The following is a 23766-nucleotide window of genomic DNA, read 5'->3' on the forward strand; positions in this document are numbered from 1 at the left end:
CCGCCCACTCCCCTGGTTCCGCGGGCCCGCCGCCCGGTCTCGATCACCGCAGCAGATCAGGGCGCGGCGGTCCCCGTCAACGCGCCGCGGCACCGGCGCCGCCGTACCCTGTCCGGCATGTGCGAGCCCTCCACCGTCGCGGCGCGCTGCACCGGCCACTCGGCCACGGGTGAGCGCCGTCTGAGCGGTCAGCTGACGGAAGTCGCCCTCGACGACGGGCGGGTGGTGATGGTGAAGCATGCCGACGCGCCGGACGCGGTGCGCGCGGAGGCGGCCGGTCTGCGCTGGCTCGCCGCCTCGCGCACCGTCGCCGTCCCCGTCGTGCACGGCGACGACCCGCACTGGCTGGTCATCGACCGGGTGCCCGACGGGCGGCCGACCGTCGAGGGGCGCTGCGGTTCGGCGGAGAGCTGGCGGCGCTGCACGCGGCGGGCGCGCCCGCGTTCGGCGCCCCGCCGCCCGACGGGCCGAAGGACGCGTACATCGGCCTCGCCCCCTGCGCAACGTCAGCGGTGACGACTGGCCCCGGTGGTACGCCGAGCACCGCGTGCTGCCCTATCTGCGGCGCGCGGTCGACGACGGGGTCGTGCGACCGGCCGAGGCGCGCGTGATCGAGCGGGTCTGCGTGTCGCTGCCCGAGCTCGCCGGGCCCGCCGAACCGCCCGCCCGGCTCCACGGCGACCTGTGGAACGGCAACGTCCTGTGGGACCCCGACGGTTGCGCGTGGCTCATCGACCCGGCCGCGCACGGCGGGCACCGCGAGACCGATCTGGCGATGCTCCGGTTGTTCGGCGCCCCGCACCTGGAGCGGATCGTCGAGGGGTACGAGCGGTGCGCGCCGCTCGCCGCGGGGTGGCGCGAGCGGGTCCCCCTCCACCAGCTCTTCCCTCTCCTGGTGCACGCCGTGCTGTTCGGCCGCGGCTACGCCGAGCAGGCCCTGTCCGCGGCCCGCTCCCAACTGTCGTAGCACCCCTATGAACTGACGGCATGTCAGGTTACGCTCCGGCGCATGACTTCCACGGTGGTCTGGGGCACGGGAAACGTGGGGCGCGCGGCCATCCGGGCCGTCGACGCCCGCCCCGCCCTCGAACTGTCCGGCGTGCTCGTCCACGAGCCCGCCAAGCACGGCCGGGACGCGGGTGACCTCGCAGGCCTCGGCCACGCCCTCGGCGTCACCGCGACGACCGACGTCGACGCGGTGCTCGCGGCCGGGCCCGGTGCCGTCGTCTACGCGGCCTCCGGCGACCTGCGCCCCGACGAGGCCCTCGACGACGTCTGCCGCGCCCTGCGCGCGGGGGCCGTCGTCGTCACCCCGGCGCTCTACCCCCTCTACGATCCGCGCAGCGCGCCACCCGACTTCACCGACCCGGTGCGCGCGGCGATCGCCGAGGGCGGCGGTTCGCTGTTCGTCTCCGGCGTCGACCCCGGCTGGGCCAACGACGTGCTGCCGCTGCTGGTCAGCGGGCTCGGCTCGCGGATCGACGTGGTGCGCTGCCAGGAGATCTTCGACTACTCGACGTACGACCAGGAGGAGTCGGTCCGTCATCTGGTCGGCATGGGGCACCCCATGGAGTACGAGCCGCTGATGCTCGCCGAGTCGGTGCCGACGATGGTGTGGGGCGGCCAGATCCGACTGCTGGCCCGCGCGCTCGGTGTCGAACTCGGCGAGATCCGGGAGACGCTGGAGCGGCGGGCCCTGGAGCGCGACGTGTCGACGGCGGCCATGGGCGACTTCGCGGCGGGTACCCAGGGCGCCGTCCGGTTCGAGGTGCAGGGCATCGTCGACGGCGACGTGCGCATCGTCGTCGAGCACGTCACCCGGATCCATCCGTCCTGCGCGCCGGACTGGCCCGTGCCGCCCGGCGGCGGCGCCGGCGCCCACCGTGTCGTCATCGAGGGCCGCCCGCGTATCGAGGTCACCGTCCAGGCCACCGACGAGGACGGCAATCACGCGGCGGGCGGCAACGCGACCGCCGTCGGCCGACTGGTCGGCGCCATCGAGTGGCTGACCGCCGCGGAGCCCGGTCTCTACGACGCGCTCGACGTACCCCTGCTGCCCGCGACCGGCCGGCTCGGAAGGAAACAGCCATGACGGACCTGCGGATCGACATCCCGGAGGGCGAGGAGCCCATCCCGTACGTGTGGGGCGAGATGGTGCCGGGGATCGGTCCCGTCGCCGCGCAGTTCTCGATGGCGGTGTACGACCATTCGACGCTGGGACTGCGCGAGTTCGAGGCGGCGCGGCTGCGGATCGCGCAGATCAACGGCTGTCTGTTCTGCCTGGACTGGCGCACCGAGCGGGACGGCGAGAAGGTCGAGGAGCCCTTCGCGGACGCCGTCGAGGACTGGCGGGCGACGGACGCGTTCGACACCCGGACCCGGCTCGCCGCCGAGTACGCGGAGCGGTACGCGCTCGACCACCACGGGCTCGACGACGCGTTCTGGAAGCGGATGACGGCCTGCTACAGCCAGGCGGAGATCGTGGAACTCAGCATGGCCATCGGCTCATGGCTGGCGTTCGGGCGGCTCAACCATGTGCTCGGCCTCGACGCCGTGTGCGTCCTGCCCAAGTCCTGAACACCCCTCACGCCCTCAGGACTTGGGCAGGCACTTCCCTCACCGCGTCACAGATCCGTGGCGACGATCCGCGCGATGTTGCGCTCGGCGAGCGCCGTGATGGTGACGAACGGGTTGACGCTGGTGTTGCCCGGGATCAGCGCGCCGTCGATCACGTACAGGCCCGCGTACCCGTGCAGGCGGCCGTAGTTGTCGGTCGCCTTGTTGAGCACCGCGCCGCCCAGCGGGTGGTAGGTGAGGTGGTCGCCCCAGATCTTGTACGTGCCGAACAGATCGGTGCGGTAGATCGTCCCCTCCTTCGCGTTGATCTTGTCGAAGATGGTCTTGGCCGCGGTGATGGAGGGCTGCTTCCACGCGGTCTGCCAGTCCAGGTCGACGCCGCCGGTCGTCGGGTTGTACGTGAACCGGCCGCGGTTCGGGTTCTTCGTGATGGACAGGTAGAACGACGCGTACGTCTCGATGCCCGTCGGCAACGGCGCCACCTCGGCGAACGCGCCGCCCGCCGCCCAGTTGTCGATGCCGCCGGTGGGGATCGACGCCTGGAGCGCGCCGGTCGGGTCCCAGAGGTGATTGGCGCGGCCGCACATGACGTTGCCGTTGTCGCCCCAGCCCTGGCCGACCTCGGCGTTGAGGGCGGGGAGCCGGCCGGTGGCCTTGAGGCGGGTCAGGAGCTTGCTTGTGCCGACGCTGCCCGCGGCGAGGAAGACCCGGTCAGCGGTGACCTCCTTCGTCGTGGTGACGGCGCCCGTGGTGTCGAGCTGCTGGATGCGGACGGTGTAGCCGCCGCCGGAGGCCGGGGCGATGTCCGTCACCTTGTGCTGCGCGGAGATGGTGACCCGGCCGGTGGCGGTGGCGCGTTGCAGATAGGTCTTCTGCAACGTCTTCTTGCCGTAGTTGTTGCCGTAGAGGATCTCTCCGGCGAGGGCCGACTTGGGGACGGTGCCGGCCGCCTCCCGTTCCATGTAGTCCCAGTCGTACACGTCGGGCACGAACACGAAGGGGAACCCGGAGCGCTGCGCGTGCTTGCGGCCGACGCGCGCGTACTGGTAGCAGGCGGCGGACTCGAACCAGTCCGGGTCGATGGTGGCCACGCCGAGGCCCGCGTTGGCCCGCGGGTAGTAGGTGCCGTACATCTCGGCGGGGTCGACGGACGGGAGGATCGCGGCGAAGTTCTCCTGGCGCGGCGTGACCGCCATGCCGCCGTTGACGAGCGAGCCGCCGCCGACGCCGCGGCCCTGGTACACGATGATCCCGGCGAACTCCTCGGCGTCGAGGATGCCCGTGTAGCGCGGTACGTCCTTGTCGATGGGGAAGCCGAGGAAGTTGCTCAGTGGTTGCTTGGTTCTAGTGCGCAGCCAGAACGATCTGTGGTCGGGCTGGGTCGTGTTGGCGAAGATCTTGCCGTCGCTTCCGGGGGTGTCCCAGGCCATGCCCATCTCGACCATCTGGACGTCGACCCCGGCCTCGGCGAGGCGGAGCGCGGCGACGGAGCCGCCGTAGCCGGTGCCGACGACGAGGGCGGGCAGGTGCGCGCCGTCGGCGACGGAGGCGGTGCGGGGCGCGGCAGCGGCGGCCGCGTGGCCGCTCAGTGCCACGGCACCGAGAAGAGAACTCGTTCCTGCGAGGAAACCGCGGCGGGAGATTCCGTTGCGCGCGACTTCAGGGCGGGTTGCGTCGGTCATTCCTGGTTCCTCACTCTCGACAGAATGGGAACGAGTTCTACTGTTGTTCGCCTATCAAGTGAATGCATACCGATAGGTAATGTGCGTCCGTTTCAGGCCATCTTCTCCCGATCTTGTACACCGAGCGGCGAACAGCGAGGTGAGGGCGTCCGGGGGCGACGCCCTCGGCTCGTCGTCCGGTCAGCGCACCCGGGCCACGGCGCCGTAGATCCCGCTCGGCTCCGGCTCGGGGGCGGGCTCGTCGCGGTACCACTCGGTCGCCGTCACCAGGCCGGGCTCCACCAGGTCGAGGCCGTCGAAGAAGCGGGCCACCTCGTCGCGGCTGCGGAAGCCGAGCTTGATGCCGCCCTTCGCGTACTCGGCGGTGACCTGGTCCGACAGCTCGGGGAAGATGTCCGACGAGGCGTGCGAGAGCACCAGGTGGCTGCCCGAGGGCAGGGCGGAGACCAGCTCGGCGACGATCTCGTACGGCTTCTGCTCCTCCGGGAGGAAGTGCATCAGCGCGATGAGGGACAGGGCGAGCGGGCGGTCGAAGTCCAGGACGGTACGGGCGTGTTCGATGATCGTGCCCGGCTCGCGGACGTCGGCCTGGATGTAGTCCGTGGTGCCCTCGGGGGTGCTGACGAGGAGCGCCTCCGCGTGCCGCAGCACGATGGGGTCGTTGTCGGTGTAGACGACACGGGCCGACGGCACGACGCTCTGCACGATCTGGTGCAGGTTCGGCGCGGTGGGGATGCCGGTGCCGATGTCGAGGAACTGGTCGACGCCCTGACCGGCGAGCCAGCGCGTGGCCCGCTGCATGAACGCGCGGTTCTGCCGGGCACCGTCCCGCGCCTCGGGCGGCAGCTGCGCGCCGACGGCCTCGTCGACCGGGTAGTTGTCCTTGCCGCCGAGCAGCCAGTCGTAGACCCGCGCGGGGTGCGCCTGACTGGTGTCGATACGGGGTCGGGCTGCGGGTTCCGTCATGGGTCGGGCTCCATCGTCGCGAAGGGGGCGGTCCAGGGGTTGATCCGTGGGGTGATCCATGTGCAGTCTGCCATGTCAACTGCCCGCGTTGATCAGGGCGTTGAGGGTTCACGGGCGGTACGGCGCCGGCGACGCAGGGTGGCCGGAGTCGATGATCCACCGCCCTCGTGGAAGGGAGGAACCATGCGCGACCGGCAGAGCGAGCTCGGACTCGAACCGCACGGTGAGGGCGGCTTCTTCCGTCGCCTCTACACCAGCCCGGTCACCGTGGAGACGGCCCACGGGCCCCGCCCTGCGGCGACCTCGATCCACTACCTCCTCGACGAGCGGCAGCCGCGCGGCCTGCTGCACCGCAACCGAAGCGACATCCTGCACTTCCTGATCGACGGCGGCCCGCTGGAGTACGTCACGGTCGACCCGGCGGGGACGCTCACGCGCACGCTGCTCGGCCCGGACGACGAGCGGTTCCTGCTGGTGCCCGGCGGCTGCTGGAAGGCGTCGCAGCTCGTCGGCGGCGCCGTGATCGGCCTGGTGGCGGAGGTGGTCACGCCGGGGTTCGACTACGCGGACCACGCGTTCGCGACGCCGGACGTCCTGACCGAGTTCCCGCACCTGGCGGACGCCCTGCGCCCGTTCGTCGAGCGCCAGGACCCCACGACCGGCGGTTCGGCCTGAGCGGCCCCGGCGGGGGTGCTCACCCCAGGGTGCGCAGCGGGCTGCCCGCCAGATACGCCTCGATGTCCTCGACGGCGCCCCGGAAGTAGCCCTCGTAGTTGCGGCGCGTGACGTAGCCGAGGTGGGGCAGGCCGAGGAAGTTCGGGGCGGTGCGCAGCGGGTGGTCGAGCGGGAGCGGCTCGGTGTCGAAGACGTCGCTGCCCGCGCCCGCGATCCAGCCCTCGCGCAGCGCCTGGACCAGCGCGTCCTGGTCGACGATCGCGGCGCGGGAGGTGTTCACGAGGTACGCGGTGCGGCGCATCCGCTTCAGCTCGGCGGCGCCGACGAGACCCCGGGTGCGCTCACCGAGGACGAGGTGCACGGAGACGAAGTCGCTGGTCTCCAGGAGTTCCTCCTTGGACGCGGCGAGGGTGGCGCCGGCCGCGGTGGCGCGCTCCTCTTCGAGATTCTGGCTCCAGGCGGCGACGTCCATGCCGAAGGCCGTGCCGACGCGCGCGACCCGGGTGCCGATCTTGCCGAGGCCGAGCAGGCCGAGGCGGCGTCCGGCGAGGTCGGCGCCGAGGGTGTGCTGCCAGGGGCCGCCGGTGCGCAGGTTCTCGCTCTCGGCGACGACACCGCGGGCGAGGTCGAGCAGGAGCGCCCAGGTGAGTTCGGCCGGCGGCTCGGAGCGGCTGGGGGTGCCGCAGACCGTGACCTGATGCGCGGCGGCCGCGGCCAGGTCGAGGGAGGCGTTGCGCAGGCCGGAGGTGACGATCAGCCTCAGCTGCGGCAGCCGCGCGAACAGCTCGGCGGGGAACGGGGTGCGCTCGCGCATCACGACGACGATCTCGCAGTCGCCGATCTCCGCGACGAGATCGTCGTGCGTGGCGAAGTGCCGGTCGAGGAACCGGACGTCCACGCGGCCGGAGAGCCGCTCCCAGTCCGCGAGCTCGCGGGCGACGCCCTGATAGTCGTCGAGTACGGCACAACGCAGCGCGGCCACCCTGACTCCCTCACTCTGTGATCGATCACCTGCCGCGACCCTAGTACGGGCTCGTGTGGCGGATCCCGGGTACCCGCGATAGGCAGGAAAGGCCACGTCATGCCTCGATCCCGTACTGGAGGTGGTCTCCGTGCCGAGGGCACAGATCAAGGACGAGAAGACGTACCAGGCGCTGCGCCGGGAGGGCGCGAGCAAGGAGAAGGCGGCCCGGATCGCGAACGACGCGGCCCGGACGTCACGCTCCGCGACCGGCCGCAAGGGAGGGAAGGCGGGCGCCTACGAGGACCGCACGAAGGAGGACCTGTATCGCGAGGCCAAGAAGATCGGCATCGAGGGCCGCTCGCAGATGACCAAGGGAGAGCTCATCAAGGCGCTGCGGGACCACTGAGTCCATACGCCACCGAGGGCCTCCGGCGCCGTGCGCGCCGGGGGCCCTTCGTCGCGCCCGGGGTCCAACTGCCCACACCCTTAGCCGAGTTGGTCTGGACGAATGCCTTGACGCCCCTTCCCGACGACTCTTAAATCAACTCTTGAAGTTAACGCACCACGCGCAACCCATCCCTCCACCTGCCCCCCTCTCCACTTGTCTTCACTTTCTGGCGCGCCCGAGACAGGCGCGATCCCCCTACCCGAAGTGACGTGATGCTCCATGCGTATGCGCTCCGCACTCCGCCGCAGGCTTCCCCTGGCCGCGGCCGCGCTGCTGTGCTGCGGCGCGGCGTTCGTCCCCACGGCGAACGCCGTCGGCGCCGGCGGCGCCTCGGCGGCCGCGGTCACCTTCTCCGACGACTTCGACGGGCCCGCGGGCTCGGCGGTCGACGGGTCGAAGTGGCAGATCGAGACCGGCGACAACGTCAACAACCACGAGCGGCAGTACTACACCTCCGGCGCGAACAACGCGGCGCTCGACGGCCAGGGCCATCTGGTGATCACCGCACGGAAGGAGAACCCGGCCAACTACCCGTGCTGGTACGGCACGTGTCAGTACACCTCGGCGCGGCTGAACACGTCGGGAAAGTTCTCGACGACGCACGGGCACGTCGAGGCGCGGATGAAGATCCCGCGCGGGCAGGGCATGTGGCCGGCGTTCTGGATGCTCGGCGACGACATCGGGTCGGTGGGCTGGCCCAACTCGGGCGAGATCGACGTCATGGAGAACGTGGGCTTCGAGCCCTCCACGGTCCACGGGACGATCCACGGCCCCGGCTACTCGGGCTCCGGCGGCATCGGCGCGGCGTACTCGCTGCCGGGCGGCCAGGCGTTCGCGGACGCCTTCCACACGTTCGCGGTGGACTGGTCACCGAACTCCATCAGGTGGTCGGTGGACGGCACGGTGTTCCAGACCCGGACGCCGGCCGACGTGGGCGGCCATCAGTGGGTGTTCGAGAAGCCGTTCTTCCTGATCCTCAACCTGGCCGTCGGCGGCTACTGGCCGGGCGACCCGGACGGCGGCACCCGGTTCCCGCAGCAGCTGGTCGTCGATTACGTGCGGGTGAGCAGCTAGACGGGCCGGTGGTGCGAGGGGGGGTCGGGCCCCTCGCACCACCGCGGGCGATCAGGCCGAGACGCGGCACTCCGGGTGACCCCAGCCGTCGGGGTTCTTGGCGATGTCCTCGCCCGCGGCGTACGAGCGGCCGCAGCGGCAGCGGCCGGGGAACTTCGCCTTGAGCGTGCGCGAGGACGAGCCGGACGACGCCGCGGTCTTCTTCTTGGCCGCGGTCTTCGCGCGGGCGGGCGACGCGGACGACGGGGACGAGGGCGGCGGCTCCGGGGAGCCGAGCGCGCTGCTCGCCGGCTCCTGCACGATCGCGGCCCGGCTGGCGGCGCGGTCGGCGAAGTCGTTCAGCGGGTCGCCGTCGACCTGATGCGCGGGCACGTACTTGAACTCGACCTTGCGGCCTTCCAGGAGCGCGTCGATGCGCGCGACCAGCTCCTGATTGGCGACGGGCTTGCCCGAAGCCGTCTTCCAGCCCTTGCGCTTCCAGCCGGGAAGCCAGGTGGTGACCGCCTTCATCGCGTACTGGGAGTCCATCCGGACCTCCAGCGGCACGGCCGGGTCGATGGTGCTCAACAGCCGCTCAAGGGCGGTGAGTTCGGCGACGTTGTTGGTCGCCGTGCCGAGCGCGCCGGCCTCCCACCGGACGGGCTTCTCGTCGTCGCCGGCGACGACCCATGCCCAGCCCGCGGGGCCGGGGTTTCCTTTCGACGCGCCGTCACACGCGGCGATCACACGTTCTGCCATGCCCCGATCATGCCAGGGCCGGACCCCGAACGAAGACTGCTGACGTGTCCACGACCAGCGCGCCAGGGTGCTCCGCGTAGTTCAGTCGGTCAAGTCCACGCGTAAGGTGAGGAGTTCGGTGCCGAGAACGCGCACGGCGGCGCTGTTGTACCGGGGCAGGGACGTGAGGCGGGCCCGCGCGTCGTCGTCGGGCAGCAGGTGCGCGGTGCCGTGGTGCCAGCGGCCGCGGATCCGGACACGGACCTCCGGGTCGGCCTGGATGTTGCGCACGTACTGCGACTTCAGCCCGAACTCCGAGACGAGCCAGAACGCGTCGCCGACACGGCGTCCGCCGACCGGGGTGCGCCGCGCCAGGCCGGAGGTGCGGCCCGTGGTCTCCACGAGCACCTGCCCCGGGAGCCGCCGTGACAGGGGGTTGGCGACACGCCGCTGGAATGCGGTGACGACCCGGTGCTTGATCTCGTGTGCGCGCGGCATGACCGCACTGTAGTCGCCCGCCGTGGAGGGGTGAGGAGGCGGACGGAGGAAAGCCCCGACCGTGACGGGGGACCACGGCCGGGGCGGCTGAGAGGTGGGCACGGAGGGCGGTCGCCTCTCGGCGGGGGGGGCTCCGCAGGGCTTCAGCCGAACGATCTTCCCTGCGGGCGATAGGTAGGGCCCGGGGACACTGTTCCCTCCGTGTCCACGATGGGTTCAACGGGCCAGGTGGCAGGGTTGTTCCCCGGGCCTCCCCCGCGGCCCGTGAGGTGCGTCACGAGGCGCGCGGGCGCGCCTCGCCGTCCGGGAGCGGCGGCCGTCCTCGTAGGGTGTCGACGGTGATCGTCGCCCCGCCTCCGCGCCGCCTGCTGGCCTGTTGTCTCGGCCTGGCCGCCGTCCTGCTGTCCGCCTGCTCGTCGTCGACCGAGGGCGACGTGTCGCCGCGGGTGGTGCGGCCGACGGCCGATGCCGCGTTCGACTACCAGATCGGCGGCCCGTACCGGCCGCCCGCCGGGGTGCGGGCCGTGGCCAGGGACCGGAGCGCGGCGCCCGCCCGTGGGCTCTACAACGTCTGCTACGTGAACGCGTTCCAGGCCCAGCCGGACGCGCGGGCCTGGTGGGCGCGTGAGCATCCGGATCTGCTGCTGCGGAACGCCGACGGACGGCTGGTGATCGACGAGGACTGGGACGAGGTCCTGTTCGACATCTCGACGCCCGGCAAGCGGGCGCGCCTGGCCGCGATCGTGGGGCGGTGGGTCGACGGCTGCGCGGACGACGGCTTCCAGGCGGTCGAGCCCGACAACCTGGACTCCTACACCCGCTCGCAGGACCTCCTCGACCCGGCGGACGCGGTCGCGTTCGCGCGGCTCGTCGCCGACCGGGCGCACGACGCGGGACTCGCCGTCGGACAGAAGAACACCGCCGAGCTGCTGGCCCGGCACGCCGCCGTCGGCTTCGACTTCGCCGTGGCCGAGGAGTGCGCGCGCTACGACGAGTGCGGGGCGTACGCGAAGGCCTACGACGACCGGGTCTTCGTGATCGAGTACCGCGCCGCCGACTTCACCCGGGCCTGCCGGGCCTGGGGCTCGCGGCTGTCCGTCGTCCTGCGCGACCTGGACGTACGGCCCGCCGGCACGAAGGGGTACGTGCGGCGGGCCTGTTGAGCACGGTCAGGAGGTGGGGGCCGGCGCGGCCAGGCGGCGCCTGATCGCCTCGACCGCGCCGGGGCGGCGGCCCGGCACCCGCTGGCGCAGAGCCGTGAGCGCGGCGGCGTGGGTCCGGGTGTCGACCGGGTCGGCGAGCTGTTCCCACTGATGGTGGGCCCGGTCGACGGCGGCCTCGACGTCCTCGTCGGCGGGCGCCTCGCCGCGCGCCAGCCGCGCCTCGGCGGCCGCGGTCCACAGAGCGAAACTGCGGGCCGGGTCCCCGGCGAGCCGGGCGAGGTCGGCCCTGACCTCGAGCCAGTGGATCGCCTGCGGTGAGCCGGCGCCGTGGGTGCGCAACGCCTCGCTCTCCCACAGCGCGGCGATACCGGCGGCCTCCGCGTGCCGGCCCGCGTGCGCGGCGGCGAGCAGGGCGGGGTGCGGGTCGCCCTCGGGGGCGGGCGGCGCCGAGGGCCGGGGAACGGACCGCGACTGGGGCCGCGCCGCGCCGACCGGACTCGGGACCTGCCCGGGAATCGGAGCAGGAACCGCGGTGGAGGCCGGAACAGGAGCCGCAACGGCAGCGGCCGGAGCGCGAGTCGGAGCGGGAGCCACGGCCGGGACCGGAGCCGTAGCCCCGGCGGGAACCGGAGCCGGAGCCGGGGCGGGAGCCACAGCCGGGACCGGAGTCGGGGCGAGGGTCTCGGCCGGGATCGGGACCGGAGTCGGGGCGGAAGCCACAGCCGAGACCGGAGTCGGGACGGGGGTCTCGGCCGGGATCGGGACCGGAGTCGGGGCGGAAGCCACAGCCGAGACCGGAGTCGGGACGGGGGTCTCGGCCGGGATCGGGACCGGAGTCGGGGCGGGAGCCACAGCCGGGATCGGAGCCGGAGTCGGGGCGGGCGTCGGGGTGTGTGGCCCGAAGGTGGTGTCGAGGGCCAGGAAGAGCGCCTCGGGCGGGCCGGAGCGCGCGGCCGCCGCCTCGTGCAGACGAGCCGCGCCGGGCCGCTCCCCCGCACGCCAGATGTCGGCGTACGCCTTGAGGTATCCGGGTGTCAGCGTCGTACGGCGTGGTGGGGGCGGGCTGACCCGGCCGAAGACCCGGACTCCGTGGCCGAGCCCGACGCCGCCCACCCGTACGTGCTGCCAGGCGTCCGCGTCGGCGACCAGGTCGAGGACGACGGTCGTGATGTGCGGGCGGCGCAGCGCGAGTTCGCCGGTGAGCCAGTGCCAGGGCAGGGCCGTGTAGCGCAGGGTCGACGGGGTGGTGCGGGCCAGCGCCAGGTGGAGCAGGCGCTGGCGGTGGTCGAGGTGGAGCTGGCCGGTGACGTACAGGTGGAAGGGGCCGGGGCGGGCCGCGGCCGTGCGGATCCGGGTGAGGACGTTCTGCGGGTCGAGCGGGTCGGCCAGTTCGACGACGGTCGCCGCCGCCGTGCCGGTGAGGGCGCTCGGCGGGACCGCCGCGAGCGCCGGCAGCACCGCGGCCGCGTCGATGAGGCACCCCTTGCCGACGGGGGCGGCGGCGAGCAGCAGCGCCGTCCCCGGCTCGGTGGGGTGTGCCTCGTGGATGCCTTGCGCGTTGATCACCACAGCACCGTAACCGGAACGCCGCCTGACGCGCGCCCGGTGACCACACCCCAACTGGTCCCGCTTCAGGCGGTTTTCGGCCTCTTTCCGCCTTCCGGCGCCCGAGGGTCACGTCGGCGCCGGCGGCCGCCCGGTCCACCGTCGTGCCCGCTCCTGACCCCCTTGAGGTGCAGGCCCTTCGCGGGGCGGCCAAGCTGGGGGCATGGACGGACTCGACGGATACCCCTCAGTTGTCGTGCACGCGGCCCAGCCCGGTGGGCGGCGGGTCACCATTCGCGGCGAGGACGTGGGGCTCGCGACGTCCGTCGCGGATGTCACGGAGTTCCTGCGGCGCGCCGGTCTCGACGACGCGCCGCTCGACGACCCGGATGTCATCGAGTGGCGCGGCGGCGGCACGGCGATCTGGCCGGCGCGGATCGACGACCCGGACGGGCAGGCGTAGCCGTCAGCGGTAGCCGGTGACGTCGGCCGGCTTGCCCGTGTCCTGGACCTCCACGAGGTAGCGCCAGGCGTCGGGGCGGCTGCCGTCGAGGTCCGTGAAGCCGTAGACCTGTGCGAGGCCGCCGCTGGACTGTGACGTGCCGTTAAACCGGGCCACGTCCGGGTCGGCGGCGAGCGCGGCGACGGCCCGGCCGACGTAGCGCGGTGTCTCGGAGATCGCGAAGTGCGGCTGGTCGCGCAGCGCGTCGCGCCAGGTCTCCTCGGTGACCCCGAACGCGTCGAGCATGATCTCCGAGCGCATCCAGCCGGGTGTCAGCGCGACGGCGCTCGCGCCGCGCGGGCCGAGTTCGTGCCCGAGGGAGAAGGCCATCCGCAGCACGGAGGTCTTGGCGAGGTCGTAGAAGAACGAGTTCCGGTAGCGCGTGGCGTTGTACTCGGCCGTGCCGTCGGTGACCTCGACGACCAGTCCGCCCGGGTGGCGCAGGAGCAGCGGCAGTGCGAAGTGGCTGGTCACGGCGTGGGTCTCGACGGCGAGGCGGAGCAGGCGCAGCCCGTTGTCGAGGTCGTGCTCCCAGACGGGGGTGTCCCAGGCGAAGAGCCGCTCGCCGCCCCAGATGTCGTTGACGAGGACGTCGAGGCGGCCCTGCTCGCGGTCGACGCGCTCGACGAGCGCACGGACCTGGTCGTGCTGGAGGTGGTCGGTGGGGACGGCGATGCCGTGACCGCCCGCCGCGGTGACGAGGTCCGCGGTGTCCTCGATGGTCTCGGCGCGGTCGTACTCGGAGCGCCGGGCGCGGGTGGTGCGGCCGGTGACGTAGACGGTGGCGCCGGCCGCGCCCAGTTCGACGGCGATGCCGCGGCCCGCGCCGCGGGTGGCCCCCGCGACGAGGGCGATCTTGCCGGTCAGGGGGCCGTCCGCCGGTTGCGGGTCCGGGTCCGGGTGGTGCGTCACATGGTCTCCCGTGGTCGGTCGTGTTCTGTCGTCGTGTGGCGAGCGTGCCCCTCAATCCGGACATCTGCTGTCCGACTTCCCGGGAATTCTGGAGCGATCAGCTCCGTTTCATACCCCGGGGCGTATAGCTGATACCCTCGGGGGTATACACTCACGTGGGGCGACAGGAGGTTGTTGTGAAGGTCGTGGTCATCGGTGGCGTGGCGGGCGGCATGTCCGCGGCGACGCGGCTGCGCCGACTGGACGAGCGGGCGGAGATCGTCGTCCTGGAGCGCGGTGCGCATGTCAGTTACGCGAACTGCGGGCTGCCGTACTTCCTGGGCGGTGTGATCGAGGAGCGCGACGCGCTGCTCGTGCAGACACCCGAGGCGCTCCGGGCCCGCTTCCGCCTCGATGTGCGGGTGCGCCAGGAGGCGCTCTCCGTGGATCCGGCCGCCCGCTCGGTGCGGGTGCGCGACCTGACCACGGGCGACGAGTACGAGGAGTCGTACGACCGCCTGGTGCTCAGCCCCGGCGCCCGGCCGTTCGTGCCCCAACTTCCCGGGGTGGAGCGGGCGTTCACGCTGCGGGACGTCTCCGACACCGACCGGATCGCCGCGCGGCTCGACGCCGGCGCGCGCACGGCGGTGGTCGTCGGCGCCGGGTTCATCGGCGTGGAGGCGGCGGAGAACCTGCGCCGCCGGGGCCTCGACGTGACCCTCGTGGAGCTCGGCGAGCAGGTGCTGCCGCCGCTCGACCCCGAGATGGCGGCGCCGCTCGCCGACGAGCTGCGTGCCGGCGGTGTCCGGCTGGCGCTCGGTACCCAGCTCAAGGAGGTGCGCGCGCACGACGTCGTCCTGGACGACGGACGGACGGTGCCCGCCGACCTCGTACTGATCGCGATCGGCGTACGGCCCGATGTCGCGCTCGCCCGGTCCGCCGGGCTCACCATCGGCCCGCGCGGCGGCATCGCCGTCGACGAGAGCGGCCGCACCAGCGACCCGGCCGTCTACGCGGTCGGTGACGCGGCGGAGAAGCGGGACGGGCTGACCGGCGAGAGCACCCTCGTACCGCTCGCCAACCTGGCCAACCGGCACGGGCGTCTCGTCGCCGACGCGATCGTCGGGCGTCCGGTGGCGGCCCGACCGGCCACCGCCACCGCCGTCGTCCAGGTCTTCGGGCACACCGCGGCGGCCACCGGCTGGAACGAGAAGCGGCTGCGCGCGGCGGGCCGCCCGTACCAGGCGCTGCACCTGCACCCCGGCTCGCACGCGGGCTACTACCCGGGCGCGTCCCCCATCGCCCTCAAGGTCCTGTACGACCCCACGGACCTGCGGATCCTCGGTGCGCAGGCGGTCGGCGCCGACGGGGTCGACAAGCGGATCGACGTCGTCGCCACCGCGATGGCGGGCGGTCTGACCGCGCCCGAGCTGGCGGATCTGGAGCTGGCCTACGCTCCCCCGTACGGCTCGGCGAAGGACCCGGTCAACATGGCCGGGATGATCGCCGAGAACCTGGCGACCGGCACGGACCGCACGGTCCAGTGGCACGAGGTGAGCGCGCTGCGTGACGCGGGCGCCACCGTCGTCGACGTGCGCACGGCCGCCGAGCACGCCCGGGGCGCCATCCCCGGCGCGGTCAACATCCCGCTCGACGAACTGCGCGAACGCACCGCCGAGTTGCCGGACGGCGACCTCGTCGTCCACTGCCAGGTGGGGTTGCGCGGCCACACGGCGCTGCGGCTGCTCGCCGGACTCGGCCGCGACGCCGCGAACCTGGACGGCGGCTACGCCACCTGGTCGGCGGGCCGCGCCGCCTGAACCGCCCTACCCACGACCCTGATCACCCAGCGAAACAGGAGAGACATGAGCACCACCCTCGCCCCGGCCGAGCTGCACGCCCGGTCCGCCGACAGCACCCTCGTGGTCGACGTGCGGGCCCCCGGCGAGTTCGCGGCCGGCCATGTGCCGGGCGCCGTGAACGTACCGGCCGAGCACCTCGACGCACTCCTGCCCGACCTGCGGGAGGCGGCCGAGCGGCGCCGCATCGTCGTCGTGTGCGCGGCCGGACAGCGCTCCGCCGCCGCCTGCGCCAAGCTCGCCGACGCGGGTGTCGAGGCCGTCGGCCTCGCCGGTGGCACGCAGGCCTGGTCGGCCGACGGGCTCCCGGTCGACACGGCCGCGCGCGCGGGCCGCGGCGTCTGGGCGATGGACCGCCAGGTGCGGTTCACCGCCGGTTCCCTCGTCCTGCTCGGCCTCGCCCTCGGCCGGCGCGCGCCGAAGGGCCGCCTGCTCGCCGCCGGGGTCGCGTCCGGTCTGGTCTACTCCGGGCTGAGCAACACCTGCGGCATGGCGGCCATGCTCGGCAAGCTGCCGTTCAACCGGCCCGAGCCCGGCGCGCTCGACATCGCCCGAGCGGCGCTGCGCTCATGAGCGGCACCGGGAACCCGGAGGCGATGGACGCCGTCCTCAAGCGACTGCGCCGTGCCCAGGGCCAGCTGAACGGGGTCATCGCGATGATCGAGGCGGGCCGCGACTGCAAGGACGTGGTCACCCAACTGGCCGCCGTCTCCAGGGCGTTGGACCGGGCCGGATTCAAGATCATCGCTTCCGGGATGCGGGACTGCATGAACGCCGCGGACGGGGAACAGCCTCCCCTGTCCGAGGAGGAGCTGGAGAAGCTGTTCCTGTCACTGGCGTGAGCGCCCCGGGGTGCGGGACGCGGACGGTCAGGCCGCCCGGCGCGCCCGCGCCCCGTGCCGCCGCACGATCTCGCCGTACCGGTGTCCGCTCCCCTTGATCGTGCGGACCTGCGTCGCGTAGTCCACGTGCACGAGGCCGAACCTCTTGTCGTAGCCGTACGCCCACTCGAAGTTGTCGAGCAGCGACCACGCGAAGTACCCGGCGAGGGGTGCGCCCTTGCGGATCGCGCGGGCGCAGGCGGCAATGTGCTGGACGAGGTAGTCCTCGCGCTCGGGGTCGTCGACGCTGCCGTCGGGGCGGACGACGTCCGGGTACGCGGAGCCGTTCTCGGTGACGTACAGCTTGCGGGCGCCGTACTCGTGGGTGAGGCGCAGGAGCAGCGACTCGATGCCGTCGGCGTCGACCTCCCAGTCCATGCCGGTGCGCGGGACGCCCAGGCGGCGCACCGCGTCCGCGTAGGGCGCGGGTCCCGCCGGGTGGTCGGCGACGACGGACGGGAAGTAGTAGTTGAGGCCGAGCCAGTCGAGCGGCGCCGCGATGGTCTCCAGGTCCCCCGCCTTCTGCGGGAGTTCGACCTGGTACACGTCGAGCATGTCGGCGGGGAAGCCGCGGCCGTGCACCGGGTCGAGCCACCAGCGGTTGGCGTGGCCGTCCATCCGGCGGGCCGCGGCGACGTCCTCGGGGCGGTCGGTGGCGGGCTCGACCTGGGCGAGGTTGTTGACGATGCCGATCTCGGCGCCGGGCACATGGGCACGGATCGCCTGCGTGGCCAGGCCGTGGCCGAGCAGCAGGTGGTACGAGGCGCGCACGGCGGCGGTCAGATCGGTCCAGCCGGGCGCCATCCGCCCTTCGAGGTGGCCGATCCAGGCCGAGCAGAGCGGTTCGTTGAGCGGCGTCCAGTGCTTCACGCGGTCACCGAGGCGCTCCGCCACGACGGACGCGTAGGCGGCGAAGTGCTCGGCGGTCTCCCGCACCGGCCAGCCGCCCCGGTCCTGGAGCACCTGCGGCAGGTCCCAGTGGTAGAGCGTGACGGACGGGGTGATGCCCGCGGCGAGCAGCGCGTCGATCAACTGGTCGTAGAAATCGAGGCCCTTGGGGTTCACGGGGCCGTCACCGCCGGGCACGACGCGCGGCCAGGCGACGGACAACCGGTAGGCGTTCGTGCCGAGCCGGCGCATCAGCGCGATGTCGTCGCGCCAGCGGTGGTAGTGGTCGCAGGCCTCGTCGCCGTGGTCGTCGCCCTCGATCATCCCCGGGGTGTGGGAATAGGTGTCCCAGATCGAGGGCGCGCGCCCGTCCTCGGCGACGGCTCCTTCGATCTGGTACGCCGATGTGGCCGTGCCCCAGAGAAAGTCGTGCGGGAAGGCGGCGAGGTCCAGGGAGTCGGACACGGAGTTCCTTTCAGGGAGAGTCACTTGACGGCCCCCGCGGTGAGGCCGGTGACGAGGTAGCGCTGGAGCAGCAGGAAGCCGGCGACGACGGGCACGCTGACGACGAGCGAGGCGGCCATGATCTGGTTCCAGTACACGTCGTTGAGGTTGGCGTAGGCGCCGAGGCCGACGGAGAGGGTGCGGGTCTGCTCGTTCGTCATCACGGAGGCGAAGAGCACTTCGCCCCAGGCCGTCATGAAGGAGTAGACGGCGACCGCGACGATGCCGGGGATGGCGGCCGGCACGATGATCCGGAACAGGGCGCCGAGCGGGCCGCAGCCGTCGACGAGGGCGGCCTCGTCGAGGTCGCGCGGCACCGACTCGAAGTACCCGATGAGCATCCAGATCGAGAACGGCAGGGTGAACGTCATGTACGTGAGGATCAGTCCGCCGCGCGAGCCGAACAGGGCGATCCCGGTGGCGTTGCCGATGTTGACGTAGATGAGGAACAGCGGCAGCAGGAACAGGATGCCCGGCAGCATCTGCGTCGACAGGACGGTGACCGTGAAGACGCGCTTGCCGCGGAAGCGGTAGCGGCTGACCGCGTAGGCGGCGAACACCGCGATGATCACCGAGCAGACGGTCGCCGCGCCCGCCACGATCACCGAGTTGGTGAAGTACGTGGCCAGCGGCACCGTCGACCAGATGTCGATGTAGGGGCGGATCGTCAGGGAGCTGGGGATCCAGTGGAACTCGCCCTGGACGTCCTGGAGCGGCTTCAGCGAGCTGGACACCATGACGAACACGGGCAGCAGCACGAAGACAGTGAGCAGGGTCAGGAAGACGCGGCGGCCCCAGAGGAAGGAGCGGGGCGCGGCCATCGGTGAGCGGTGGCGCACGGACGTGTCAGACATCGGCGGTCTTCCTTCCCCGGGAGCCTCGTGAGGTGATCACCAGGTACACGCCCGTCACGACGAGCAGGAACAGCAGGAGGAGCACGGACATGGCGGATCCGGTGCCGAAGTTCCAGGTGACGAACGACGACTGGTAGATGTGCACCGAGACGAGGTCGGCGGCTTTCGGCGCCGCCTTGCCGAACATCACGTACGGCGTGTTGAAGTCGTTGAAGGTCCACAGGAACAGGACGAGCACGAGGACCTGGTTGACGGGGCGCAGTGACGGGAGCGTGATGCGGCGCAGTTGCTGCCACAGGCCGGCGCCGTCGAGCGCCGCGGCCTCGTACATCTCCTTCGGGATGTTCTGGAGTCCCGCCATGACGATGAGGAAGGCGAACGGCCAGCCCTTCCAGACGGACACGGTGAGCAGCGCGTAGAAGCTGTTGTCTCCGATCAGCCAGAACGACGGCTTGTCGGTGACGCCGAGCTGGTCGTGCAGCACGTGGTTCACCAGGCCGTTGTCGTGCTGGAACATGAACACCCAGGTGATCACGGCGGCGTAGACGGGCAGCGCGTACGGGATCAGGAAGATCGCGCGCAGGATGCCGCGGCCCGCGAACGTCTCCTGCATGAAGACGGCCGCGGCCGTGCCGATCACCCAGCACAGACCGACCGACGCCACCGTGAACAGGCAGGTGACGAGGAAGGAGTGGAGCATGGCCTGGCCGACGGGGGCGTCGAAGTCGACGGCGATCTTGAAGTTGTCGAAGCCGGCCCACGGGGCGGTGGACCATTCGCGGATGTAGAACTGGGTGAGTTCCCGAAAGCTCATCACGATGCCCATGACCATCGGCACGAGATGCACGAGCAGTTCGAGGACGAGGGCGGGCAGCAGCAGGAGGTACGGCAGGCCGATCCGGCGGATCCGCCCGGGGCGGCGGCCCTGACCGCCTGCCGCCCCGGGGGAGTTCTTGCCGACGGCGCGCCCCTCCCCCGCCTCGGCGGGGGACGTGGCGGTCGTGGTCATGACGTTCTCCGCACTCACTTGTTCGGCATCGACTGCTGGGCCTTGGTCAGCGCGGCCTTCACGGACTCCGTGGTGACCGGCTTGCCGGCGGCGGCGTCCGCGAAGAGTTCCTTCACGGCCGTACCGACGGCGGTCTCGAACTGCGACTCGTCGGCGACCTGGGGCAGCGGCGCCGCGCTCGTCCCGAGGGTCTTCTTCAGGACGGAGGTGGCCTGCGCGTCGAACGCGGGGTCGTCCTGCGCCGCCTTGACCGGCGGGATCGAGCCGTAGGTCTTGTTGAGGAGCTTCGACTCCTCGTCGCTGGTCATGAACTTCACGAACTTCGTGGCGCCGTCGAGGTTCTTGGTGTTCTTGAAGACGGCGATGTTGATGCCGGCGACCATGGAGTTCACGTTCCGGCCCTGGCCGGGCGCGCCGGACTGGACGGGCGCGGGCACGACGCCGAAGTCGTCCTCGCTCATGCCCTGCGACTTGAAGGTGGACGCGGCGGCCTGCCAGAGCACCATCGCGGTCTTGTTCTTGGAGAAGTCGCTCAGGGACTGGTTCTGCGCGTACTCGGCGTTGCCCGGCGCGATGATCTTGTCCTTGGCCATCAGGTCGACGTACTGCTTCACGGCCGCGACGGCGCCGTCCGAGGTGAAGTCCGGCTTGCCGTCGGCGGTGAACCAGTCGGCGCCGTGCTGCTTGGCGAGGACGAAGACCTGGTGGATGTTGTTGGACAGGTTCGACCCCTCGGCGGCGAGGCCCCACTTGCCGCCCTTGGAGATCTTCTTGCCGGCCGCGACGACCTCGTCCCAGGTCTTCGGGGGCTCGGCTATCCCGGCGTCCTTGAACATCTTCTTGTTGTAGTAGAGCGCGTACGACATCGAGTACAGCGGCACGGCCGCCGGGTCCTTGCCCGTGGCGCCGGCCGAGCCGATCGCCGACTCGACGAACCGGTCCTTGCCGCCGATCTTGTCGAAGTTCTTGGCGTCCCACGGCAGGAGCGCGCCACTCGCCTGGAGCGAGGCGCTCCAGGTGTTGCCGATGTTGAGGACGTCGGGGCCCTGGCCCGAGGTGGTCGCGGTGAGGATCCGGTTGAGCAGATCCGACCACGGGACGACTTCGAGCTTGACCTTGATCCCGGTCTTCTTCTCGAACTTGTCGAGCTCGGGCTGGAGGACCTTCTTGTCCACGGCGATGCTGGCGCCCTGGTTCGAGGCCCAGTAGGTCAGCGTCTTCGGGGAGTCGTTCGACCCTCCCCCGGTGGGCGAGCCACCGCCGCAGGCGGTCGCGGTGAGGGCGAGCGACAGGGTGGCGGCACAGACTGCGGCGACTCGGATTCTGCTCATGGCTCCAGGCGTCCCTTATCCGGAGGAACCCCGACAGCGGTCACTGCATGGCGAGTTCAGGCAATGAACACCCTCAGGGCTTAATTTAGGTTGTGAGTTAAGCCTTCCGAACACAGCGCGTCAAGAGATTCGGCACGGACTTCTCACAGCGGATCGCCTACGACCCGGCAACCTTTCGCAGCGTCGTGACCACACCGACACGAACCCGCAACACCCGGTACTCGACGACGCATTGGGGAATCAGGATGAGACGACCCGTAGCACTGCGACTGACCGCCGCGCTGGCCGCGAGCGCACTGGCCGGCGGCATCGGCGTGACCGTGTCGACGAACGAGGCGGCCGCCGCCGTCGCGGGCGCCACCGGCTACGCGACCCAGAACGGCGGGACGACGGGCGGCGCCGGCGGCACGACCGTGCGGGCCACCACCGGAACCCAGATCCACGCCGCGCTCTGCGGCCGCGCATCGAGCAGCACCCCGATCACCATCCAGGTGGAGGGGACCATCAACCACGCCAACACCGGCAAGGTCTCCGGCGACAGCTGCAACACGGCCGACGGAGTGATCGAGCTCAAGCAGATCAGCAACGTCACGCTCGTCGGTGTCGGCTCCGGCGCCGTCTTCGACCAACTCGGCATCCACCTGCGGGAGTCGAGCAACATCATCATCCAGAACGTGACGGTGAAGAACGTCAAGAAGTCCGGCTCCCCCACGTCGAACGGCGGCGACGCGATCGGCATGGAGAGCAACGTGCACAACGTCTGGGTCGACCACGTCGACCTCGCGGCCTCGGGCGGCGAGGACGAGGGCTACGACGGCCTCTTCGACATGAAGAACAACACCAAGTACGTGACCCTGTCCTACAGCACGCTGCGCAACTCCGGCCGCGGCGGTCTGGTCGGATCCAGCGAGAGCGACCTGTCCAACAGCTTCATCACCTACCACCACAACCTGTACCAGAACATCGACTCGCGCGCCCCGCTGCTGCGCGGCGGGACGGCCCACATCTACAACAACGCGTACGTCAGCCTGAACGAGTCCGGCATCAACTCCCGCGCCGGGGCCAAGGCGAAGGTCGACAACAACTACTTCAAGGACTCGAAGGACGTCCTCGGCACCTTCTACACCGACGCCACCGGATACTGGCAGGTCAGCGGCAACATCTTCGACAACGTGACATGGTCGGCGCCGGGTGACGAGAACCACCCGGCGGGCCCGAACCCCACGTCCACCACCACGGTCTCGATCCCGTACGCCTTCTCGCTCGACCCGGCGTCCTGCGTCCCCGCCGTCGTCGGCCGGACCGCGGGCTCGGGCAAGGGGCTCCAGGTGTCGGACGGTTCCTGCTAGCTCAGCCGAGCACCAGGGGCAGCCGGTCGGCCAGCTCGCCGAGTCGCGCGTTCTCCTCGTCGCTCGCCGGCCGGCGCCCCGTACCGACCACCAGGGCGTCCGTGTCGGTGAACGACGCGGGGAACGGCGCTCCGGCGATCTCCTCGAGCAGCGCACGCGACCGGGCGAGCCCCTCGGCGGGCGGACCCGGTACGCCGGGCAGGTGGGCGATCAGGTCGAGATGGTGCAGCGTCCACTCCAGGACGTACGCGGTGAGGTAGTCCCGCACGGTCAGCACCATGCCCTGGGTGCTCACCAGGGCGTCGGGGTCGGCGAGTTCGGCGGCGCGCCCGGCGGCGGAACCGACGTCGTCGAGGTGGAAGGCCAGCAGCGCCGGGTCCTCGTAGGCGGCGGCGAGCCGCACGGTCAGCGCGTCGAGCGGATCGTCACCGGTCGGCGGTTCCTGGGCCACGTGCCAGTAGCCCGCCGCGTCGACGGTCGGCCTGGTGGCGGCGGGCGTGACGAGGGTGATCAGGACGTCCTGCGCGTCGATCACCAGATGACAGGCGAGGTCGCGGACGAGCCAGCCGGTGCAGCCGGACGGCCGCGCGAAGTCCTGGTCCGGCAGAGCGGCGACCGCCGCGCGCAGCGCCGCCCAGGAGCGGGAGAAGAGATCCACGTCGGCACGGTAGTCGATGCGGGGCCGTGTGGTTCGATGCCCGGATGGAACGGACCGACGTACGGGTGAGGGCGCGGCGGCGCGACGATCTGGCCGCCTGCGTGGACGTGCTCGCGCTGGTGCACGCCGCGGACGGCTACCCCGTCAACTGGCCCGCGGATCCGGCCGGTTGGCTGACCGTGCGCGGCATGACGGGGGCGTGGGTGGCGCGGCGGGACGGGCGGATCGTGGGGCATGTGCTGCTGACCGCTCCGGCCGCGGGCGACGTGGCGCCCTCGCTGGTCGCGCCGGACGTCTCGACGGTCGGCCGCCTGTTCGTGTCGCCCGCGGCGCGGGGCCGCCGGGTGGGCGCGGCGCTTCTGGCGCGGGCCGCGCGCGAGGCGGTCCTGCACGGCACCCGCGCGGTCCTCGACGTCGTCACGACCGACACCGCCGCCATCGCCCTGTACGAGCGGCTCGGCTGGGAGTTCCTCGGTCCGGGCCGCCAGGAGTGGGGGCCGGGCGAGTGGGTCGACGTACGGTGCTACGCGGCGCCCCGCGCGTGATCGTCCCGCTCCGCCCGTACCGGGGTTCCAGCCCGGCCCCCGGAGCGTGCGGAACATCCCGGACTCGCGTGCGCGCCTGGACGCGGCGTCCGGAACCTTGTCACCCTGCACCACGACAGAACCGTCTCCGACGTGCGAGGGGTGCGGCCGCGCTTCGAACGACGCGTCGGTCCGCTCGTCGCCCGC

The 23766-nt window shown here is 71.8% G+C and carries 22 protein-coding genes and 3 pseudogenes; 13 read left to right on the top strand and 12 right to left on the bottom strand.

Features of this window, described 5'->3' with window-relative positions:
* Window positions 1-117 precede the first annotated feature (117 nt).
* The 3 genes and pseudogenes from V2W30_RS02405 (at window position 118) to V2W30_RS02415 (ending at window position 2577) form a co-directional block, all read left to right on the top strand.
* Window positions 118-967 (top strand): annotated as a pseudogene (locus V2W30_RS02405) (fructosamine kinase family protein).
* A gap of 42 nt (window positions 968-1009) precedes the next feature.
* Entirely contained in the window at window positions 1010-2092 is a 1083-nt protein-coding gene (locus V2W30_RS02410; protein WP_338693221.1) for a dihydrodipicolinate reductase, read from the top strand.
* Window positions 2089-2577, top strand: coding sequence for a carboxymuconolactone decarboxylase family protein (locus V2W30_RS02415; protein ID WP_425244471.1), 489 nt, complete (start codon window positions 2089-2091; stop codon window positions 2575-2577). Before V2W30_RS02410 ends, V2W30_RS02415 begins: the two co-directional genes overlap by 4 nt.
* 47 nt (window positions 2578-2624) lie before the next feature.
* Here the strand turns inward: V2W30_RS02415 and V2W30_RS02420 are convergent, their stop codons facing one another.
* Window positions 2625-4259 carry a GMC oxidoreductase gene (locus V2W30_RS02420; RefSeq protein WP_338693223.1) on the bottom strand — a complete coding sequence of 545 codons (1635 nt, stop codon included), beginning with the start codon at window positions 4257-4259 and terminating at the stop codon, window positions 2625-2627.
* A gap of 180 nt (window positions 4260-4439) precedes the next feature.
* A complete protein-coding gene (locus V2W30_RS02425; RefSeq protein ID WP_338693225.1) occupies window positions 4440-5225 on the bottom strand; it encodes an SAM-dependent methyltransferase in 786 nt (261 codons plus the stop codon).
* 183 nt (window positions 5226-5408) lie between these two features.
* Here V2W30_RS02425 and V2W30_RS02430 point away from each other — a divergent pair, with 183 nt between their 5' ends.
* Window positions 5409-5900 carry a cupin domain-containing protein gene (locus V2W30_RS02430; protein WP_338693227.1) on the top strand — a complete coding sequence of 164 codons (492 nt, stop codon included), beginning with the start codon at window positions 5409-5411 and terminating at the stop codon, window positions 5898-5900.
* A 19-nt stretch (window positions 5901-5919) separates the two neighbouring features.
* On the opposite strand, the gene V2W30_RS02435 is transcribed toward V2W30_RS02430, so the two are convergent.
* A complete protein-coding gene (locus V2W30_RS02435; RefSeq protein WP_338693229.1) occupies window positions 5920-6882 on the bottom strand; it encodes a D-2-hydroxyacid dehydrogenase family protein in 963 nt (320 codons plus the stop codon).
* 130 nt (window positions 6883-7012) lie between these two features.
* Between V2W30_RS02435 and V2W30_RS02440 the strand changes: the two genes are divergently transcribed.
* On the top strand, window positions 7013-7270 hold the full coding sequence (locus V2W30_RS02440; protein ID WP_338693231.1) for a DUF7218 family protein: 258 nt from the start codon (window positions 7013-7015) through the stop codon (window positions 7268-7270).
* A 261-nt stretch (window positions 7271-7531) separates the two neighbouring features.
* A pseudogene (locus V2W30_RS02445) lies at window positions 7532-8383 on the top strand (glycoside hydrolase family 16 protein); the annotation flags it as partial.
* Between the two features lie 54 nt (window positions 8384-8437).
* On the opposite strand, the gene V2W30_RS02450 reads toward V2W30_RS02445, so the two are convergent.
* A complete protein-coding gene (locus V2W30_RS02450; protein ID WP_338693233.1) occupies window positions 8438-9124 on the bottom strand; it encodes a ribonuclease H in 687 nt (228 codons plus the stop codon).
* A gap of 81 nt (window positions 9125-9205) precedes the next feature.
* Complete coding sequence (locus V2W30_RS02455; protein ID WP_338693235.1) at window positions 9206-9601, bottom strand: nitroreductase/quinone reductase family protein; 396 nt, start codon at window positions 9599-9601, stop codon at window positions 9206-9208.
* Window positions 9602-9939: 338 nt separating this feature from the next.
* Between V2W30_RS02455 and V2W30_RS02460 the strand changes: the two genes are divergently transcribed.
* A complete protein-coding gene (locus tag V2W30_RS02460) occupies window positions 9940-10764 on the top strand; it encodes an endo alpha-1,4 polygalactosaminidase (protein WP_338693237.1) in 825 nt (274 codons plus the stop codon).
* Window positions 10765-10770: 6 nt separating this feature from the next.
* On the opposite strand, the gene V2W30_RS02465 is transcribed toward V2W30_RS02460, so the two are convergent.
* The gene (locus V2W30_RS02465; RefSeq protein ID WP_338693239.1) at window positions 10771-12330 is read right to left on the bottom strand and encodes a hypothetical protein; all 1560 of its coding nucleotides are present in this window, start codon (window positions 12328-12330) and stop codon (window positions 10771-10773) included.
* A gap of 202 nt (window positions 12331-12532) precedes the next feature.
* Here V2W30_RS02465 and V2W30_RS02470 point away from each other — a divergent pair, with 202 nt between their 5' ends.
* A complete protein-coding gene (locus tag V2W30_RS02470) occupies window positions 12533-12772 on the top strand; it encodes a hypothetical protein (protein WP_338693241.1) in 240 nt (79 codons plus the stop codon).
* Between the two features lie 3 nt (window positions 12773-12775).
* Here the strand turns inward: V2W30_RS02470 and V2W30_RS02475 are convergent, their stop codons facing one another.
* On the bottom strand, window positions 12776-13723 hold the full coding sequence (locus V2W30_RS02475) for an SDR family oxidoreductase (RefSeq protein ID WP_338693243.1): 948 nt from the start codon (window positions 13721-13723) through the stop codon (window positions 12776-12778).
* Window positions 13724-13899: 176 nt separating this feature from the next.
* Between V2W30_RS02475 and V2W30_RS02480 the strand changes: the two genes are divergently transcribed.
* Genes V2W30_RS02480 through V2W30_RS02490 form a run of 3 tightly spaced genes read left to right on the top strand, consistent with a single transcriptional unit; the run spans window position 13900 to window position 16403 of the window.
* The gene (locus V2W30_RS02480) at window positions 13900-15522 is read left to right on the top strand and encodes an FAD-dependent oxidoreductase (RefSeq protein WP_338693245.1); all 1623 of its coding nucleotides are present in this window, start codon (window positions 13900-13902) and stop codon (window positions 15520-15522) included.
* Window positions 15523-15567: 45 nt separating this feature from the next.
* Entirely contained in the window at window positions 15568-16134 is a 567-nt protein-coding gene (locus V2W30_RS02485) for a rhodanese-like domain-containing protein (protein ID WP_338693247.1), read from the top strand.
* Complete coding sequence (locus V2W30_RS02490) at window positions 16131-16403, top strand: metal-sensitive transcriptional regulator (RefSeq protein ID WP_338693249.1); 273 nt, start codon at window positions 16131-16133, stop codon at window positions 16401-16403. The genes V2W30_RS02485 and V2W30_RS02490 overlap by 4 nt, the downstream gene beginning before the upstream one ends.
* A gap of 27 nt (window positions 16404-16430) precedes the next feature.
* On the opposite strand, the gene V2W30_RS02495 is transcribed toward V2W30_RS02490, so the two are convergent.
* The 4 genes from V2W30_RS02495 to V2W30_RS02510 are packed head-to-tail and all read right to left on the bottom strand — an operon-like array spanning window position 16431 to window position 21028.
* Window positions 16431-17795 carry a GH1 family beta-glucosidase gene (locus tag V2W30_RS02495; RefSeq protein ID WP_338693251.1) on the bottom strand — a complete coding sequence of 455 codons (1365 nt, stop codon included), beginning with the start codon at window positions 17793-17795 and terminating at the stop codon, window positions 16431-16433.
* 20 nt (window positions 17796-17815) lie between these two features.
* Entirely contained in the window at window positions 17816-18688 is an 873-nt protein-coding gene (locus V2W30_RS02500; RefSeq protein ID WP_338693253.1) for a carbohydrate ABC transporter permease, read from the bottom strand.
* Entirely contained in the window at window positions 18681-19697 is a 1017-nt protein-coding gene (locus V2W30_RS02505; RefSeq protein ID WP_338693255.1) for a sugar ABC transporter permease, read from the bottom strand. The genes V2W30_RS02500 and V2W30_RS02505 overlap by 8 nt, the downstream gene beginning before the upstream one ends.
* Window positions 19698-19711: 14 nt before the next feature.
* The gene (locus V2W30_RS02510; RefSeq protein ID WP_338693257.1) at window positions 19712-21028 is read right to left on the bottom strand and encodes a sugar ABC transporter substrate-binding protein; all 1317 of its coding nucleotides are present in this window, start codon (window positions 21026-21028) and stop codon (window positions 19712-19714) included.
* 245 nt (window positions 21029-21273) lie between these two features.
* On the opposite strand from V2W30_RS02510, the pseudogene V2W30_RS02515 reads away from it, so the two are divergent.
* A pseudogene (locus tag V2W30_RS02515) lies at window positions 21274-22374 on the top strand (pectate lyase family protein); the annotation flags it as partial.
* Between the two features lie 4 nt (window positions 22375-22378).
* Here the strand turns inward: V2W30_RS02515 and V2W30_RS02520 are convergent.
* Window positions 22379-23035, bottom strand: a complete 657-nt coding sequence (locus V2W30_RS02520) for a maleylpyruvate isomerase N-terminal domain-containing protein (RefSeq protein WP_338693259.1) — start codon at window positions 23033-23035, stop codon at window positions 22379-22381.
* Window positions 23036-23079: 44 nt separating this feature from the next.
* Here V2W30_RS02520 and V2W30_RS02525 point away from each other — a divergent pair, with 44 nt between their 5' ends.
* Window positions 23080-23580, top strand: coding sequence for a GNAT family N-acetyltransferase (locus V2W30_RS02525; RefSeq protein WP_338693261.1), 501 nt, complete (start codon window positions 23080-23082; stop codon window positions 23578-23580).
* Window positions 23581-23766: the final 186 nt, after the last annotated feature.

It is taken from the genome of Streptomyces sp. Q6, from assembly GCF_036967205.1.
GTDB classification, from domain to species: Bacteria; Actinomycetota; Actinomycetes; order Streptomycetales; family Streptomycetaceae; genus Streptomyces; species Streptomyces citrinus.